This window comes from Roseateles sp. DB2, from assembly GCF_051857535.1.
GTDB lineage: Bacteria > Pseudomonadota > Gammaproteobacteria > Burkholderiales > Burkholderiaceae_C > Roseateles_B.
Window position 1 is genome coordinate 133798 of sequence record NZ_JBPZGY010000010.1, and the last position, 17501, is coordinate 151298.

The window sequence follows — 17501 nt, forward strand, 5'->3', positions numbered from 1 at the left end:
CCGGGCACCCGCATGCAGAAGCGCCGCTCAGCGAGCGCCCTTGCCCGTCAAGACCACGGCGACAGTTTCCAGCAGGATCAGCAGATCCAGGAACAGCGTGTGATTCTTGACGTAGTACAGATCGTATTGCAGCTTCTCGACCGAGTCTTCCAGCGTAGAACCGTACTCATATCGGACCTGGGCCCAGCCAGTCACACCGGGCTTGACGCTGTGGCGGACAGCGTAATACGGAACCTTGGTCGTCAGGTCGTCGACGAAGAAGGGACGCTCAGGCCGGGGGCCGACCAAGCTCATCTCGCCCCGGAGCACATTGAACAGCTGCGGCAGCTCGTCGATGCGGACTCGACGGATGAAACGACCAACGCGCGTCACGCGATCATCGTTCTTGCTAGCAAAGCGCGGCTTCCCATCCTTCTCGGCATCGGTGCGCATGCTGCGGAACTTCACCACATCGAAGGTTGTGCCGTTCAGGCCCACACGCTCCTGCTTGTAGAAGATGGGCCCCCGCGATTCCAGGCGAACCGCCAGTGCTGCCAGGAGCATGATGGGGCTGCTCAGCACGAGCAGCAGTCCAGAGAACAGCAAATCAAAGCTGCGCTTCACGAAAGTCCGGAACATGCCTTGATTGAAGCCGTCTCCAAAAATCAGCCAGCCTGCGTTCACGTGGCTGATCTTGATCTGGGCCAGCGTCTTTTCGAAGTGGGTGGCGATATCCACCACGCGCACGCCGTAGATCTTGCAGTCCAGCAATTCGCGCAGTGGCATGCTGCCACCACGGCGCTCGCTCAGCGCCACGACGATTTCATCAACACCCAGGCGAAGTGCTGTCTCCGTCAGGGTGCCCTGCGGCTGGATGATGTCAGCCTGCGCAACTGACGCTTCCGTTTCATTGGGCCCCACGAAATAACCCACAATTTCTGCGTGCGGGTCAGCCGAATGCAGGGTTGCACCCACGGACTTGGCGACAGGGCCTGCGCCAAATATCAGAATCTTGGTCCGCGAGCGCGTATGGACGGATGAGTGTGCGGCATAGACGCGATGCACCATCACCGCCGCGATCGCTGCCATGGCTGCAAGCACGAGCAGGTCGCGATGAGGGATGGAAGCAGGAACCAGACGAGAGAAACCGTAAGCCAGCGGCAGGGCCACCAGTGTCGCCAGCAGGGCACGGGCACAGGACTGAGTCAGCGAGCGGTTATGCGTATGCTGATAAAGGCCAGATGCAGAATTGATAACGAACATGAAGCCGGCCAGCGACAAGCCCTGGGAGGCGGCGAACGGAATCAGCGCATCGGCCGAATCGCCTTTGGCCATCACGACGATCATCGTCGCAAGAAGGATCAGGCCCAGGTCGAGCGCGACTTGCATCAGCGTGCGCCGATGAAGATAGTGGTTAAAAATTCTGATCATGCCAATCCCCAAACACGCTTCCCGATCGCACGGGCTGCCCCTATGGCTTGCTGCGCCATCAGGACTCCGCCGGACTTGCAGTGCGGTGCATCATGCCTCCAGGCCTCCGCCATGAAAGCCCCCTGTTTGGAGGGGCGCCCCCTGAGTTGGTGCGGTAGTTCACACAGGCGCATGGATACCTTTCGTTTCACCGTGAGGCGATGAATATGAAAGATGTCACATTGAAATCGTCTGCAAGGTTAGCCCTCATCCATGAAGGATTATTGACGCCGGCCACATTCACTGGGCTGCCACCCTTCAATGAGGGTGAAAAGGTGAAAACTGATTCAGCTTGCCGTCTCGGCACTGATACTGGTCAGCGATCGCAGAACAGGTAGCTCTCATAGGCCATCGGCAAGGAAGCGCGGCAAATACTGTTCACCGCAACCGTAAACAGCGTCTAGGGCAAATGGCATACCCGCAGGAAGTGCCTAGAAAACCGTCAGCGAATTCGAAGAGAAAAAGAAAAAGCCCCGGCTGCATAAGCAGCCAGGGCTTCAAATTTGGCGGAGTGGACGGGGCTCGAACCCGCGACCCCCGGCGTGACAGGCCGGTATTCTAACCAACTGAACTACCACTCCAGATGCCAGCCTTTGCAGACCAGCACAGGACAAATTCCAGAGCGATGCTCTCAAGCCTTGTCAAACTTGGCGTCCCCTAGGGGATTCGAACCCCTGTTACAACCGTGAAAGGGTCGTGTCCTAGGCCTCTAGACGAAGGGGACTAAACCTTCTACCTTGAACTGCGCGCCACCTATTCAATTGAATTTGGTGGAGGTAAGCGGGATCGAACCGCTGACCTCTTGCATGCCATGCAAGCGCTCTCCCAGCTGAGCTATACCCCCATTGAGCCTTGCCCAATAACGGCGCGCCGTTCAAGCTTTATATATTATACACAGTATTTATTCACTGCATACAAATTGTTGGCGGAGTGGACGGGGCTCGAACCCGCGACCCCCGGCGTGACAGGCCGGTATTCTAACCAACTGAACTACCACTCCAAATATTGCAGCATATTATAACCACAATATTTAACAAGTTTGCAATCTGTTTTTCAACAAACTGCCAAGCCTCGTCAAACTTGGCGTCCCCTAGGGGATTCGAACCCCTGTTACAACCGTGAAAGGGTCGTGTCCTAGGCCTCTAGACGAAGGGGACTAAACCTTCTACCTTGAACTGCGCGCCACCCATTCAATTGAATTTGGTGGAGGTAAGCGGGATCGAACCGCTGACCTCTTGCATGCCATGCAAGCGCTCTCCCAGCTGAGCTATACCCCCATCGAATCTCTTCTTTGGGCAAACATCACTCAACACTGTTGCCACCTTGGTGACTGCCGCGTTGCGCTTTGTTTGTTGCGCCGTTCAAGCGAGAAAAAGATTATAGAACGCTTTTTAGAAGGAGCGCAAGCGGTTCACAACAATTTCTTTGTCGAAGAGCTCCAGCACGGCGTCGACCGAGGGCGTCTGCGCGCGCCCGCATACCAGCACGCGCACGGGAATGGCCAACTGCGGCATCTTCAGGCCGTGGGTGCCGATCACTTCCTTGATCGCTGCCTGGATGGATGCCTTGGTCCACTCCAGCTCAATGAACTTGTCGGCCAGGGCCTTCAGCGCCGGGCGCACGGCATCGCTCAGATGCTGGGCCCGTTCTTCCTCGCTGGCCTGTACATCGGCCACATACATGGCCAGCCAGTCGGCCAGAGCGACCGTGGTACTGCAACGGTCCTTGAACAATGCGCACATCCGGGCCAGAAGCCCGGCTTCAGGCACGACCTGACCCCGCTTGCTCAGCAGCTGAGCCACCAGGGCAGCCAGACGCGAGTCGTCGGCTTGCTTGATGTACTGGCCATTGACCCATTCCAGCTTGGCCGCATCCCATTGAGCCGGGCTCTTGGATAAGTGGCTGCCATCGAACCAGCTCACCAGCTGTTCGCGGCTGAAGAGCTCGTCATCACCATGGCTCCAGCCCAGGCGGGCCAGGTAATTGAGCATGGCCTCAGGCAGATAGCCGTTCTCTTCATAGGCAGTGACGCTGACGGCGCCTCGCCGCTTGGACAGCTTCTGACCGTCGTCGCCAAGGATCACCGGCACATGGCCAAACTTGGGCAGCGGTGCCCCCAGGGCCTCGAAGATGTTGATCTGCCAGGGCGTGTTGTTGACGTGCTCGTCGCCACGGAAGACATGGCTGATGCGCATGTCCCAGTCATCCACCACCACAGCAAAGTTGTAGGTCGGCACACCGTCGGCCCGCATGATGATGAGGTCGTCGATTTCCTTGTTGCCGATGGTGATCGGGCCCTTGACCAAGTCGTCCCAGGTGACAGCACCGTCCACCGGATTGGCGAAGCGGATGACCGGCTGCACGCCCGCAGGGATGGCCGGCAGGGTCTTGCCAGGCGCCGGACGCCAGGTGCCGTCATAGCGGCGCTTCTCTCCGCGCGATTCCTGGGCTGCCTTCATGGCCTCCAGTTCCTCGGGCGTGGTGTAGCAGCGGTATGCCTTGCCTTCGGCGATGAGTTGGTCGACGACAGCCTGGTAGCGGTCCAGGCGCTGCATCTGGTAGACAGGGCCTTCATCGTACTCAAGACCCAGCCAATGCATGGAAGCCAGGATCTGGTCGACCGAGTCCTGCGTCGAGCGTGCGACATCGGTGTCCTCGATGCGCAGCACGAATTCACCGCCATGATGGCGGGCAAAGGCCCAGGAGAACAGCGCCGTGCGGGCGGTGCCCAGGTGCAGGAAGCCAGTAGGAGACGGCGCAATGCGGGTGCGCACAGGAGTGGATGCAGAGGTGCTCATCAGTGATTCAAGGTGGAAAGTCCGCGCAGCAGGTCGTCGATGATGTCGTCGACATGCTCCAGCCCGACCGACAGCCGGATCAGCCCCTGGCCGATGCCGGCTGCCTGGCGTTGTTCTTCGCTCAGGCGGCCATGCGAGGTGGTCGCGGGATGGGTGACGATGGACTTGGTGTCACCCAGGTTGGTGGCGATACTCAGCACGCGAGTGCTGTCGATCACGTGGAAGGCCGCCGCCCGGGCGGCCTCGGGCGTGTCGCCCTTCAGTTCGAAGGACAGCACCGCCCCGCCCTGCCCCGATTGCTGGCGCATGGCCAGTTCGTGCTGTGGATGCGAGGGCAAGGAGGGGTAGTAGACGCGCGCCACCTCCGGGCGGGTCTCGAGCCAGCGAGCCACGGCCAAGGCCTGTTCGCTCTGGGCCTTCATGCGCAGGCCCAAGGTCTCCAGACCCTTGAGCACGACCCAGGCGTTGAAGGGTGACAGCACCATGCCGGCCGTGCGCACCACGGGACCGAAGACGTCCTTGATCAGCTTGCTCGGGCCGCACAAGGCGCCGGCCATCACCCGGCCCTGCCCGTCCATGTACTTGGTGGCCGAATGCATGATCAAGTCGGCGCCCATCTTCGCGGGCTGCTGCAGCACGGGTGAGGAGTAGGTGTTGTCCACCACCAGCAAGGCATCCGCGGCGTGAGCGATGTCGGCCAGCGCCTGGATGTCACAGACCTCGGTCAGCGGGTTGGTGGGCGTCTCGGCGAAGAGCAGGCGCGTGGATGGGCGGATCGCGTTCCGCCACTCCTGCAGATCGGTCTGTGAGACAAAGCTGGTCTCCACGCCGAACTTGCCGAACTCCTTGGCGAAGAGATTGATGGTGGAACCAAAGACCGAGCGTGAGCAGACCACATGGTCCCCCGCCTTCAGCAGCCCCATGCACAGCAGCAGGATGGCGCTCATGCCGCTGGCGGTGGCGATGGCGGCTTCCGTGCCTTCCATGGCAGCCAGTCGAGCCTCCAGACTGCGCACCGTGGGATTGCTGGTGCGCGAGTAGGTGAAGTCCTCCGACTGCGAGAAGCGCTGGGCCGAGGTGGCGGCATCGGGCTGCACATAGGCACTGGTCAGGAACAGGGCTTCGGAGTTCTCACCGTGCTGGCTGGGTGCCAAGGCCGTGCGCACGGCCAGGGTCTCGGGGCGCAGGCCCGCGGGCAGTTGGGCACGCGCCAGTCGGCGCGCTTCCTCGTTCTGGCTCATTGGGCATCGCCCCCGCTTTGCAGGGCCAGGCGGGTGCGCGCCGGGCCGTCTTCCTCGTCGCCCTGGCTCTTGCGCTGGGCCTGGATGGTGGCGAAGTCCTCGGCCGACACGTCGCCGGTGATGTAGGTGCCATCAAAGCAGGAAGCCTCGAAGCCCTTGAGGCCCGGCCGCAGGGCGGCCACGACACGCTTCATGGCATCCACATCCTGGTAAATCAGGGCATCGGCCCCGATGTACTGGCGCACTTCCTCGATGCTGCGGCCGTGGGCGATCAGCTCTTCCTTGGTCGGCATGTCGATGCCGTAGACGTTGGGGAAGCGCACCGGCGGTGCGGCCGAAGCCAGATAGACCTTGTTGGCACCGGCCTCGCGGGCCATCTGCACGATTTCCTTGGAGGTGGTGCCGCGCACGATGGAGTCGTCCACGAGCAGCACATTGCGCCCCTTGAACTCCAGGCCGATGGCATTGAGCTTCTGGCGCACCGACTTCTTGCGCGCGCCCTGCCCCGGCATGATGAAGGTCCGGCCCACGTAGCGGTTCTTCACGAAGCCCTCGCGGTAGGGCTTGCCGATCTTGTGCGCCAGCTGCATGGCGGAGGGGCGGCTGGATTCGGGGATGGGAATGACGACATCGATCTCGCTGGGCGGCATCGTCGAGATCAGGCGCTGAGCCAGGGTCTCGCCCATGTTCAGCCGGGCCTGGTAGACCGAGATGCCGTCCATCACGGAATCCGGCCGAGCCAGGTAGACGAACTCGAACATGCAGGGATTCAGCGAAGGGTTCTCGGCGCACTGCTCGGTGTGGACCTGGCCCTGGGTGTCGATGAAGATGGCCTCGCCAGGTGCCACGTCGCGGTCCAGCTTGATGCCGGTGCCTTCCAGGGCCACGCTCTCGCTGGCGACCATCACGTCACCATTGGTGCCATGGCCGAAGCACAGGGGGCGGATGCCAAAGGGATCGCGGAAAGCCAGCAGGCCATGGCCGGCGATCAGGGCGATCACGCCATAGGAACCCTTGATGCGCTTGTGGACCGCGCGCACGGCCTTGAACACGGCCTGCGGCGTCAGCGGCAGTTCGCGGGCGACCTGCTCCAGCTCGTGCGCCAGCACATTGAGCAGGACCTCGGAGTCGCTCTCGGTGTTGATGTGGCGGCGGTCGACAGCAAAGAGCTCCTGCTTCAAGGCATGGGCGTTGGTCAGGTTGCCGTTGTGCACCAGCACGATGCCAAAGGGCGCGTTGACGTAGAAAGGCTGAGCCTCTTCCTCGTTGTAGGCATTGCCGGCGGTCGGGTAGCGGACCTGACCCAGGCCTACATTGCCCGGCAGCGCGCGCATATTGCGGGTGCGGAAGACGTCGCGCACCATGCCGCGGGCCTTGTGCATGAAGCACTTGTTGCCCTGCATGGTGACGATGCCGGCGGCATCCTGTCCGCGGTGCTGCAGCAGCAGCAGCGCGTCATAGATCAGCTGGTTGACCGGCGCCTGGGATATCACACCAACGATGCCACACATGTTCTCTTCCTCGACTTGTCGGCTTCCTGAGCTGGAAGCACTCGCTACGATACACAGGGCCTGGGCGCTTGTGGCGCTCAGGCTGGGATGAATTTATTGACCGACTCCGGCAGCATTGGATGCAGCACCCGCAGCCCCGACCGCAGCCAGGGCGCCAGCGCCGAGTCTTGCCAGGGCTCGGACTGTGCCAGGGGCGTCATGCCCACCAGCAGGGCCACGAGCAGGCCGATGAATAGCCCGCGCAGGGCACCGAAGCCTCCGCCGCCCAGCCGGTCCAGCCAGGACAGCGGCGAAGCCTGGATCAGCGCACGGACCAGCTTGGCGACCAGGCTCCAGACCACCAGGATGGCGACGAAAGCGAGCACCAGGCCGGCCGCATGACTCAGTGCCGGGCCCAGGCGTCCCTCGGGCAGCATGCCCTGCAACATCGGCGCCAGCCACGGCGACAGCAGGTAGGCCACCAGCCAGCCGGCCAGCGCGAGCACCTCATACACGAGCCCCCGCCACAGCCCCACCGCGACGGACAGGCCCAGCACGGTCAGCAGGGACAGGTCGACCCAGCTCATCGGGTCAGAGCGTCAGCACCGTGCCGGACAGGCCGCCGCCTCGCAGCTTGGCGGCGGCGCGGTCAGCCTCTTCACGACTGGCGAAGGGGCCCACGCGCACACGGATACGCTTGCCTTCGGCCGTTTCGATCGCCTGCGTGTAGGTCTTCAGGCCCAGCTTCTCGACCTTGCCACGAACATCCTGGGCTGCCTTGGCCTCCGCAAAGGCGCCCACCTGCACGATGAAGCGCGCACCTGCCACAGCATCGACTTTCCTGTCTGCCGGCTTGGGCGGTTCACGCCCCTCCAGCAGAGCCTGGGCGCGGGCGGCGTCGACATCGCGGGCATGGTCGGCTTGCTGACGTGCGGGTACCTTGTCCTGAGGCTTCTCCGCTGGTTTCTCCGCGGGTTTCTCTGCTGGCTTTTCTGAGGGCCTGGCTGCGGCCTTGTCCTGGGCCTTGTCAGCGGGCTTGCGCAACTCCGGCCTGGCCTCAGGCTTGCTGGCGGCCTCCTTGCGGGGCTCAGGATGCGTTTCCGGCTTGGGCGTTTCGGCAGGCTTCACCGGCTCGGCGATCGAAGCCCCGACGGGCGGCGCTTCGTTCACGATGCCCGCCCCCTGCTCGGCTGGTGCCGCGGCATGGCGTTCAGCGCTGGCGACCGGCGTGGCGGCGGCCGGCACGTTCAAGGGCGGCAAACCATCCTTCTTGGGGATTTCGATGGGCAGGTCCACCGGCACGGGGCGAGGCTGGGTCTCGAACACCAGCGGAAAGGCAATCACGCCCGCTGCCACCAGCACGGCCGCCCCGATCAGGCGCCGCCGGGCGCGCAAACGCAGCTGCTGAACGGCATCCAGCCCCTCGGCCACCGGCTTGGCCGCCGTCCTGTTGTCCTCGGCACGCTTGAAGAATGACAGCAAACCCATGTGTGATGTGGCACCTTGGAGAGCCGGAGATGGACGGCGCCAGGGCCGCAAGAAACAGGCTTCGGGGCCCGGCCAGCCCGGTGGCGGGCAGGAGCAGGCTCAGGGCTTGGCAGCCGCTGCACCAGCCGTCAGCCTGGGCACACCGTCCCTCAGCACACCGCCCACGGTGTAGAAGGAACCGAAGACCAGAATTCTATCAGCGGGGTCTGCCCCGGCCGCGGCTGCCGCGAGGGCGGTCTGCGGGTCCGGATGCAAGGACACATTGACATCCTTCGGCGTCTTCAGGGCGCCCTGGACCTGCAAGGCGGCAAAGCGCTCGGCCAGGGCGGCGGCCGTCGCGGCACGGGGGAGCGGCAGGTCACAGAAGTACCATCGGTCGACCAACGGTGCGATGCGCGCGAGGATCTCGGCCAGGTCCTTGTCCGCCATGGCACCGAAGACGGCATGGGTGCGCGGGAAGAAGCCCATCTGGTCCAGGTTCTGGGCCAGGGCCGCGATGGCATGGGGGTTGTGGGCCACGTCCAGCACCAGGGCCGGCTGGCCCGGCACCACCTGGAATCGACCCGGCAGCTCCACCAGCGCCAGACCCGTGCGCACAGCCTGGGCACTGATGGGCAGTTGCTCATACAAGGCCTCGAAGACCGCCAGCACTCCCGAGGCGTTCAGCAACTGGTTGACACCGCGCAGCGCCGGGAAGGCCAGACCGCTGTATTTGCGGCTCCGGCCGGCCCACTGCCATTGCTGGCGATCACCGCCGTAGCTGAAGTCCTTGCCCAGTTGGCGCAGGTCCGCCCCCACGGCCGCGGCGTGGGCCGCCAGGCTGGCCGGCGGCATGGGGTCGCTGACCACCACCGGCTTGCCTGGACGCATGATGTGGGCCTTCTCGCGGCCCACGGATTCGCGGTCCGGTCCGAGGTATTCGACGTGGTCGAGGTCGATGCTGGTGATCACCGCGCAGTCGGCGTCGATGGTGTTGACAGCATCCAGCCGTCCGCCCAGTCCCACCTCCAGGATGACCAGGTCCAGCGGTTCGGCAGCCAGGCGGCTCAGGATGGCCAGGGTGGTGAACTCGAAATAGGTCAGGGCCAGTTCGCCCCGTGCGGCCTCGACGGCCTCGAAGTGCGGCAGCAGGCTGTCGGCGTCGACCGGGGCGCCACCGACCCGGCAGCGCTCCTGGAAATGCACCAGGTGCGGCTTGATGTAGAGCCCCACACGATAGCCCGCCTGCAGCGCGATGGACTCCAGCATGGCGCAGGTCGAGCCCTTGCCATTGGTGCCCGCCACCATCACCACCGGCGCCTGGAAGCGCAGGCCCAGCCGGTCCCGCAGCGTGTTGACGCGGGCCAGGGTCATGTCGATTTCCTTGGGATGCAGACGCTCGCAGTGGGCCAGCCAGTCGTCCAGTCGCTGTTGGGAGGCACTTGCAGCGGCACTTTGAGCGGTAGTCATGGGCGGGGAAGAATCGGAATGCAAAACGGCCAGGCACACTGCCTGGCCGCAAGGGGCGATGGCGCCGGATCAGGCGACGGCGTCAGAGCTCTGGCGCTGCAGCATGGCCAACTGGCGGGCGATGGTCTCGCGCAGCTGGCGGCGGTCCACGATCATGTCCACAGCGCCCTTTTCCATCAGGAACTCGGCACGCTGGAAGCCAGGGGGCAGCTTTTCGCGCACGGTGTTCTCGATCACACGCGGGCCGGCAAAGCCGATCAGGGCCTTGGGCTCGGCGATGACGATGTCACCCACGAAGGCGAAGGAGGCCGACACGCCGCCCATGGTCGGGTCGGTCAGCACGCTGATGTAGGGGAGCTTGGCCTTGGCCAGGCGGGTCAGCGCGGCATTGGTCTTGGCCATCTGCATCAGGGACAGCAGGCCTTCCTGCATGCGGGCGCCGCCGGTGGCGGTGAAGCAGATGAAAGGCGTCTTCTGCTCGATGGCGGTCTCCACACCGCGGGCAAAGCGCTCGCCCACCACGGAGCCCATGGATCCGCCCATGAAGTCGAACTCGAAACAGGCGGCCACGACCGGCACGCTCATCACGGCGCCGCCGAGCACCACCAGGGCGTCGGTCTCGCCCGTGGTTTCCAGGGCTTCCTTGAGACGGTCCGGGTACTTCTTGCTGTCCTTGAACTTCAGGGCATCGACCGGGATGACCTCCTGGCCGATTTCATAGCGCCCTTCCCCGTCCAGGAAAGCATTCAGGCGCGCACGAGCCCCGATGCGATGGTGGTGGCTGCACTTGGGGCAGACGTTGATGTTCTGCTCCAGATCGGTCTTGTAGAGCACCGTCTCGCAGGACGGGCACTTGATCCACAGCCCCTCAGGCACCGTGCGACGCTCGGCGGCCTCGCTTTGCTGCATCTTGGGCGGCAGAAGTTTCTCAAGCCAACTCATGGGCAGACTCCTTCGTCTCAGGTCTCGTTGTCAGGTGCCCCGGGGCCTTTGGGGCCACCGGGCGCAACAGGGGCAAACGCCGCATCAACCGCGTCAGCCGCGCGGCAAGGCGTCCAGCGCCTCGCGGATCTCGCGGATGAAGGCCGCCCCCGTGGAGGCGACATTATCGCGTGCTTCGACCTCCAGCAGCTGAACCAGGCGGGAACCGATCACCACGGCATCGGAAACCCGGGCCACGGCCTGCGCCGTGGCGGCGTCGCGGATGCCGAATCCCACCCCCACCGGCACCGAGACCTGGGCGCGGATGCGCGGCACCATGCGGGCAACGGCGTCCGTGTCCAGGTGCCCTGCCCCGGTCACGCCCTTCAGCGAGACATAGTAGACATAGCCGCTGGCCACCTTGCCGACGCTGGCCATGCGCTCGTCCGTGGACGTCGGCGCCAGCAGGAAGATGGGGTCCAAGCCGGCAGACTTCATCAGGCCGGCGAAGGCCTCGCACTCCTCGGGCGGATAGTCGACGATCAGCACGCCGTCCACTCCGGCCGCCCTGGCATCGGCCACGAAGGCCGCCTGCCCGTAGCGCTCCACCGGATTGGCATAGCCCATCAGGACCACCGGGGTCTGGGCATCCTGCTCGCGGAAGGCGCTCACATAGGCCAGCACCTGCTTCAGCCCGATGCCATGGGTCAGCGCCCGTTCAGCGGCCTTCTGGATGACGGGGCCGTCGGCCATGGGATCTGAAAATGGCACGCCCAGCTCGATGACATCGGCACCGGCCCGGGCCATGGCCAGCATGAGCTCGACCGTGCAGTCCGGGTAAGGGTCGCCAGCGGTGACATAGGGAATGAGCGCCTTGCGGCCCTGCTCGGCCAGGCGGGCGAAGGTGGCCTGGATGCGGCTCATTGCGCACCTCCCTTCGCAGGGACATTGACAACGACGGTGTCGGAGCCCTTCACCGACTGCCCGCGGCAGGACGGCCGGCAATAGAAGTCCGCCTTGGAGAGGTCGGCCACCGTGCCGATGTCCTTGTCGCCCCGGCCCGAGAGGTTGACCAGGATGTGCTGGTCCGGACGCATCGTCGGCGCCAGCTTCATGGCGTGGGCCACGGCATGGCTGGATTCCAGCGCGGGGATGATGCCCTCGGTACGGCACAGGCGATGGAAGGCGTCCAACGCTTCCTGGTCGGTGATGCCCACGTACTCGGCGCGACCGATGTCCTTCAGGTAGGCATGCTCGGGGCCGACGCCGGGATAGTCCAGGCCAGCGGACACGGAGTGCGTCTCGATGATCTGGCCGTTCTCATCCTGCAGCAGGTAGGTGCGGTTGCCGTGCAGCACGCCCGGGCTGCCCAGGCTCAGCGTGGCGGCATGCTTGTGACCATCCAGGCCTTCACCGGCGGCCTCGACACCGATGAGGCGCACCTGCTCATGCGGGATGTAGGGATAGAAGATGCCGATGGCATTGGAGCCACCGCCCACGCAGGCCACGACGGCATCCGGCTGGCGGCCGATCATGGGGGGCATCTGCTCTAGACACTCGTCACCGATGATGCGCTGGAAGTCGCGCACCATCATCGGATAAGGGTGCGGGCCGGCCACGGTGCCGATGATGTAGAAGGTCGACTCGACATTGGTGACCCAGTCGCGCATGGCCTCGTTGAGGGCGTCCTTGAGCGTCTTGGAGCCCGAGTCCACCGGCACCACTGTGGCGCCGAGCAGCTTCATGCGGTAGACGTTGGGCGACTGGCGCTTGACGTCCTCGCTGCCCATGTAGACCACGCATTCCATGCCGTAGCGGGCGCAGATGGTGGCCGTGGCCACGCCGTGCTGGCCGGCGCCGGTCTCGGCAATGATGCGCTTCTTGCCCATGCGGCGGGCCAGCAGGGCCTGGCCGATGGTGTTGTTCACCTTGTGGGCACCAGTGTGGTTCAGGTCCTCGCGCTTGAGGTAGATCTGCGCTCCGCCCAGCTCGCTGCTGAGGCGATCGGCGTGATAGATCGGGCTTGGACGCCCCACGAAATGTGCCAGCTCCTTCTTGAACTCGGCAATGAAGTCCGGGTCCTGGCTGTAGCGGGCGTAGGCCTCGTTGAGCTCGTCCAGGGCATGGACCAGGGTCTCGGCGACGAAGCGGCCGCCATAGACCTGACCGTTCACGGGACCGAAGTGCCCGCGGGCATCCGGCATGTTGTAGCTTGACATGATGAGTCTCTCTTCAGGGGCCGAGCCGCCCGTCCCGGGTTGGCTCAGCCGGCATCCTCGATACGGGCGTCCGCCTCACGGACGGCCTCGCAGAACTGACGCATCAGCAGGGGGTTCTTGAGGCCCTTGGCCTCCTCTACCCCAGAGCTGACGTCAACGGCCCAGGGCCGGACGCGAAGAATCCCTTCGATCACATTTCCGGCATGCAACCCACCAGACAAAACGACTGGAGAGGGCACGTTTCGAGGAAGCAGTGACCAATCGAAGACCTTTCCACCCCCACCATAGCCCTCGACATGGGCGTCGACGAGCATGGCCTGGGCACTAGAGAACTGTTGGGCGAAGTCTAGCAAATCAAAGCCAGGACTCATGCGGGCCGCGCGGATATAGGGCCGCGCCATGCGCTCGCACTGCTGCGGCGACTCGTCGCCATGGAACTGCAGCAGCATATTGGGCAGCGCGGCCATGGCCTCCGCCAGCAGCTCGTCACTGGCATTGACGAAGAGCCCCACGGGCGTGACGAAAGGTGGCAGGCGCCGCGCCAACTCGGCAGCCCGCAGCGGGCTGACATGGCGCGGGCTCCTCTCATAGAACACGAAGCCGATGGCATCTGCGCCAGCCTCGACGGCGAAGTCCAGGTCCTGCTCACGGGTCAGGCCGCAGATCTTGATGCGTGTACGGGTCATTGCAGCACTCCTTGGGCGCCTCAGCAGGGACGACTCAGGGCAACCAGTCCATGGCCGCCGTGCGCTCTGGCAGGCCCAGAGGAGCATCGTAGTACGGCCCGAGGAAATAGAGCCCTGCCGGCGAGAAGGTGGGCGCTGCCGCCTGTCGGCTGCGCGCAGCCAGCACCTCGGCCATCCACTCAGGCGGCTTCAGCCCGCTGCCCACCGTGATCAGACAGCCCATGATGTTGCGCACCATGTGGTGCAGGAAGGCCGAGGCATCAAACTCGAAGCGCCAGTAGGCACCGCGGCGATGGATGTCGATGGCACGGAGCACCTTCACCGGCGACTTGGCCTGGCACTCTGCCGAACGGAAAGAGGAGAAGTCATGCTCGCCCAGCAGATACCTCACCGCGGCCCGCATGGCGTCCCCATCCAGCGGGCGAAACACCCAGCCGCAAGCGCCACTTTCGATGGCCGGCCGCACGGCGGATTCCAGCAGCAGGTAGGCATAGCGCCGACCACGGGCGTGGTTGCGGGCATGGAAGTCGCCCCCCGGGAAGGCGCACCACTGGACGGCGATGTCCGGCGGGAGATAGCGATTGGTCCCGCGCACCCAGGAAAAGGGTTCGCGGATGGCATCGGTGTCGAAGTGCACGACCTGGTTGAGCCCGTGCACGCCTGTGTCCGTCCGCCCAGCGCAGATCGTGCGCAGGGGCGCATCGGCGAACTGGGACAGCGCTTTCTCCAGGGCATCCTGCACGGTCCGGCCATTGGGCTGGGACTGCCACCCCAGGTAGCCATCCCCGCGGTAACTGACCCCCAGGGCCACGCGCTGCGTCATTGAATCATCCTCACAGGAAATGCAGGGCCGGCCACCCCGCCCTGGTCGCCTACCAAAGCTCGCAAGCCCGTTGACGGGGTCAGGTCTTGCGTCCAAGAAAAAAGGCGCCCGAAGCTCGGGCGCCTTGCGATTGTCGCGGACATTGCGCCGCGGTTCTGGATCGCACGCTCAGCGCAGCTCGTCCAGCATGGCCTGGGCCTTGGCGCGGAGATTGCCCTCCGCCTTCATCACCAGTTCCTGCAGCACGTCGCGAGCCCCCTCGACGTCGCCGATCTGGCGGAATTCCTCGGCCAGCTCCAGCTGACGCTGCAGGGGGTCACCGTCGTCGTCGGCCAGGGCGTCGATAGCGTCGGCAAGTTGGTCAGCAGCGCTGCGGCCCGAGGCTTCCAGCCCGTGCGGGTCTACGACCGTCGCCGTCGGGGCTGGAGCGTCGGTCGCGGGCAGATCCAGGTCAATGGACGACAGATCGAAGTCCAGGCTCTGCGCATCCGGCGGCAGCGGTGCGGCTGCCGTGGCGGCGTCGAAGTCGCCCAGCTCATTCAGGTCGAACTCCAGATCAGCCGCCGCGGCCTGAGCCGACTCCGGCAACTTGGGCGCCCCCAGGTCCACGTCCATGCGCAGCGGCGCCTGGGCAGCGGACACCGGCAGCGCCTGCGTGGCCTGCATGGAGGAGCTGGAGCCACCCAGGTCAAGGTCCAGATCGAGATCCAGGCTGCTGGCCGGACCAGGATCCGTCGCCGGCGTGCCCAACATGCCGGCAGACGCCGGCAGCGTGGTCGCATTCATGGGCTCAGGGCGCTGCTCGGCATCACCAGCAGCCAGTGCCGCGGGCATGCCGCCGGGCTGGTACAGGGGGTGCTCGGGGTCGATCTGGCGTCCCAGCTCCTGCACCTTGGGCCAGTCCTCACCCTGCCCTTGGGTCTCGGCATAGAGCTGCGAGGCGAGTTGCTCGTAAGCCTTGGTGTCTCGGCGCTTGGCGTAGACCTCCAGCAGCTTCAGGCGGATGGCGAGGCGCTCAGGATTCGCGCGCAGGGCCTCCTTCAGGATTTCCTCGGCCTGGAGGTCACGGCCATAGGCCAGGTAGACGTCGGCTTCCGCCACCGGATCCACGTCACCGATGGCGTCCAGTTGACTCAGCGAGTAGCTCATGGAGCTCTGGCTCGAATTGCCGGACTCACGGGTGTCGATACGTTGGCCACCGCTGGCACCGAAGAAGGAGTCCGGCTGCAGGCGACTTTCGGTGAAGGCCGTCTCTGCCTTGAATTCCGGACGGCGGTTGCGCAGCCGCATCAAGCCCAGGCCACCCAGGGCCACCACCAGCACACCGGCCAGTATGGGCAGGATGGGGCCATCGGTCAGCGAGTCGATGAAACTGGGTTCGGGCGCGGGGGCCGGCGCCGGCTTGGGACGGGAGGCGGCTGGCTTAGGACGGCTGGCGGCAGAGGCCACCTCCGAGACGGCCGGCGCAGGCGCAGCGGCAGAGGCCGCCGGGCTGGGCACGCTGGCAGGCGCGGGCAGCGCAGCCGGCAGGGTCACGGCAGGTGCAGGTGCAGGAGTCGGCGCAGCTGCGGGGGCTGCGGCGGGCTTGGTCTGACTGGACAGCTTCTTGAGCTCTTCCACATTGCGGGTCAGTTCAGCGACGCGCGCGGCAGAATCCTTCTTCTCAGTGTCCTTGGAGGCCTTGACCTCACTGCCAACCGAGGCGCTGGGCTTGCTGAGGGTCAGCTTGTCGGGCGCGGCTGCGGCGGCAGGCTTCTTGTCAGCGACCTCGGCCTGCACGCGGCCCTTGGCGGACTTGTCACTCTCATCCTGATGGATCAGCGGCGCACCCGAGGCGAGGCGCTGACGGTAGCTGTTGAAATCGGCGCTTTGTGCCTGGATGACCTGACGGGCTTCCGCCGGACTCAATTCACCGAGCTTGTCGCTGCCAGGCACCTTCAACACCACCCCAGCCTTGAGCCGGTTCATGTTGTTGTCGACGAAGGCGTCTGGATTGGCGCGATAGAGGCCCACCAGCATCTGGTCCAGCGAAATGCCGTCGACCTGGGTCTTGTTGGCGATGCGGGACAGCGTGTCCCCCGGCTTGACGGCGTAGTCGCTGGCGGCCGTCGGGTTCACGGGCGCGGGCGCCGGCTTGGGCTCGGCGCGTTGTGCCGGGGCCGGTGCCGGCACCGCAGGGCGCTGGGCAGCAGGACGCTGGGTCGGCTGGCTGGCCACAGGCCTGGACTCCGCCGGCGCTGCAGCGATGACCGGCGCCGTGGTGACTTCACTGGGCGGGGCCGGACGAGCCAGAGCAGGAGGATCGAACAGCAGGGTGTACTCGCGCGTCAGCCTGCCGGTGGACCAGTTCAGCTCCAGGATCAGGTCAACGAAGGGTTCCTGGACCGCACGGTCGCTGGTGATGCGCAGATAGGGGCGACCATCGGGCCGACGCAGCAACTGAACCTGGGTCGATGTCAGCACCGCATTGAATTCGACCCCGCTGGCACGGTAGACGTCCGGCGTGGCGATGCGCACCTTCAGCGAGCCGGCCTCGTCGGCCGTCATGCTGCTCACATCGATCTCGGCCTTGAGCGTTTCGCCCAGCGCGGACTGGACTTTTGAGCTCCCCAGCCCAAGGCCCCAGGCCTGCAAGCTGGCCAGAGACAAGGCGGCCACCGCAACGCGGGTCAAGGCAAAGCGCCCGAAAGCGCGAGAGTACTTGTTCAAGGCGTCCCCCAAAGCAACAAAGCGGGCACCCCAGGGTGTCCGCCTGTTTCGACGATGTTTGTTATGTGGTTCACAGCCCTCGGGATGCTGTCGTACACGGCTTCAGCGCTGCAGAAATCACAACAGCGTCAAGCATATACGCCCGACAACTCATGCAAAGGCTGAATTTCACCCTTGACAAGCGTCTGGTTCACCAGCCGTTACCAGCTGTCGCATGTGGACAACGGG

13 protein-coding genes and 6 tRNA genes are annotated in these 17501 nt (G+C 64.8%); all 19 read right to left on the reverse strand.

The annotated features are described in order from the left end of the window. Window positions 1-27: 27 nt before the first annotated feature. Window positions 28-1410: a TIGR03013 family XrtA/PEP-CTERM system glycosyltransferase gene (locus ACS5PK_RS15880; protein ID WP_439441229.1), complete on the reverse strand. Its 1383-nt coding sequence runs from the start codon at window positions 1408-1410 to the stop codon at window positions 28-30. Between the two features lie 543 nt (window positions 1411-1953). Next, a tRNA-Asp gene (locus tag ACS5PK_RS15885) sits at window positions 1954-2030 on the reverse strand. 67 nt (window positions 2031-2097) lie between these two features. Further along, window positions 2098-2173: transfer RNA gene (locus ACS5PK_RS15890), tRNA-Glu, on the reverse strand. Window positions 2174-2217: 44 nt separating this feature from the next. Beyond that, window positions 2218-2293: transfer RNA gene (locus ACS5PK_RS15895), tRNA-Ala, on the reverse strand. 79 nt (window positions 2294-2372) lie between these two features. Continuing rightward, window positions 2373-2449: transfer RNA gene (locus tag ACS5PK_RS15900), tRNA-Asp, on the reverse strand. A gap of 81 nt (window positions 2450-2530) precedes the next feature. Continuing rightward, window positions 2531-2606 (reverse strand) — tRNA-Glu (locus ACS5PK_RS15905). A gap of 44 nt (window positions 2607-2650) precedes the next feature. Then, window positions 2651-2726 (reverse strand) — tRNA-Ala (locus tag ACS5PK_RS15910). Between the two features lie 114 nt (window positions 2727-2840). Further along, window positions 2841-4247: a glutamate--tRNA ligase gene (gene gltX / locus ACS5PK_RS15915; RefSeq protein WP_439441230.1), complete on the reverse strand. Its 1407-nt coding sequence runs from the start codon at window positions 4245-4247 to the stop codon at window positions 2841-2843. Then, window positions 4247-5488, reverse strand: a complete 1242-nt coding sequence (locus ACS5PK_RS15920) for an O-succinylhomoserine sulfhydrylase (protein WP_439441231.1) — start codon at window positions 5486-5488, stop codon at window positions 4247-4249. Before ACS5PK_RS15920 ends, gltX begins: the two co-directional genes overlap by 1 nt. After that, the gene (gene purF, locus ACS5PK_RS15925; protein WP_439441232.1) at window positions 5485-6999 is read right to left on the reverse strand and encodes an amidophosphoribosyltransferase; all 1515 of its coding nucleotides are present in this window, start codon (window positions 6997-6999) and stop codon (window positions 5485-5487) included. Before purF ends, ACS5PK_RS15920 begins: the two co-directional genes overlap by 4 nt. Before the next feature lie 77 nt (window positions 7000-7076). Beyond that, complete coding sequence (locus ACS5PK_RS15930; RefSeq protein ID WP_439441233.1) at window positions 7077-7565, reverse strand: CvpA family protein; 489 nt, start codon at window positions 7563-7565, stop codon at window positions 7077-7079. A 4-nt stretch (window positions 7566-7569) separates the two neighbouring features. After that, window positions 7570-8466: an SPOR domain-containing protein gene (locus ACS5PK_RS15935; protein WP_439441234.1), complete on the reverse strand. Its 897-nt coding sequence runs from the start codon at window positions 8464-8466 to the stop codon at window positions 7570-7572. Between the two features lie 99 nt (window positions 8467-8565). Next, window positions 8566-9915, reverse strand: a complete 1350-nt coding sequence (gene folC, locus ACS5PK_RS15940) for a bifunctional tetrahydrofolate synthase/dihydrofolate synthase (RefSeq protein ID WP_439441235.1) — start codon at window positions 9913-9915, stop codon at window positions 8566-8568. Between the two features lie 69 nt (window positions 9916-9984). Further along, window positions 9985-10857 carry an acetyl-CoA carboxylase, carboxyltransferase subunit beta gene (accD, locus tag ACS5PK_RS15945; protein WP_439441236.1) on the reverse strand — a complete coding sequence of 291 codons (873 nt, stop codon included), beginning with the start codon at window positions 10855-10857 and terminating at the stop codon, window positions 9985-9987. 93 nt (window positions 10858-10950) lie between these two features. Next, window positions 10951-11760: a tryptophan synthase subunit alpha gene (trpA, locus tag ACS5PK_RS15950; protein WP_439441237.1), complete on the reverse strand. Its 810-nt coding sequence runs from the start codon at window positions 11758-11760 to the stop codon at window positions 10951-10953. Further along, window positions 11757-13055, reverse strand: coding sequence for a tryptophan synthase subunit beta (trpB, locus tag ACS5PK_RS15955; protein ID WP_439441238.1), 1299 nt, complete (start codon window positions 13053-13055; stop codon window positions 11757-11759). Before trpB ends, trpA begins: the two co-directional genes overlap by 4 nt. Before the next feature lie 44 nt (window positions 13056-13099). Continuing rightward, on the reverse strand, window positions 13100-13828 hold the full coding sequence (locus ACS5PK_RS15960) for a phosphoribosylanthranilate isomerase (RefSeq protein ID WP_439441239.1): 729 nt from the start codon (window positions 13826-13828) through the stop codon (window positions 13100-13102). Next, window positions 13776-14564: a tRNA pseudouridine(38-40) synthase TruA gene (gene truA / locus ACS5PK_RS15965; RefSeq protein ID WP_439441240.1), complete on the reverse strand. Its 789-nt coding sequence runs from the start codon at window positions 14562-14564 to the stop codon at window positions 13776-13778. The genes ACS5PK_RS15960 and truA overlap by 53 nt, the downstream gene beginning before the upstream one ends. Window positions 14565-14732: 168 nt before the next feature. Further along, complete coding sequence (locus ACS5PK_RS15970; protein ID WP_439441241.1) at window positions 14733-17273, reverse strand: FimV/HubP family polar landmark protein; 2541 nt, start codon at window positions 17271-17273, stop codon at window positions 14733-14735. Window positions 17274-17501: the final 228 nt, after the last annotated feature.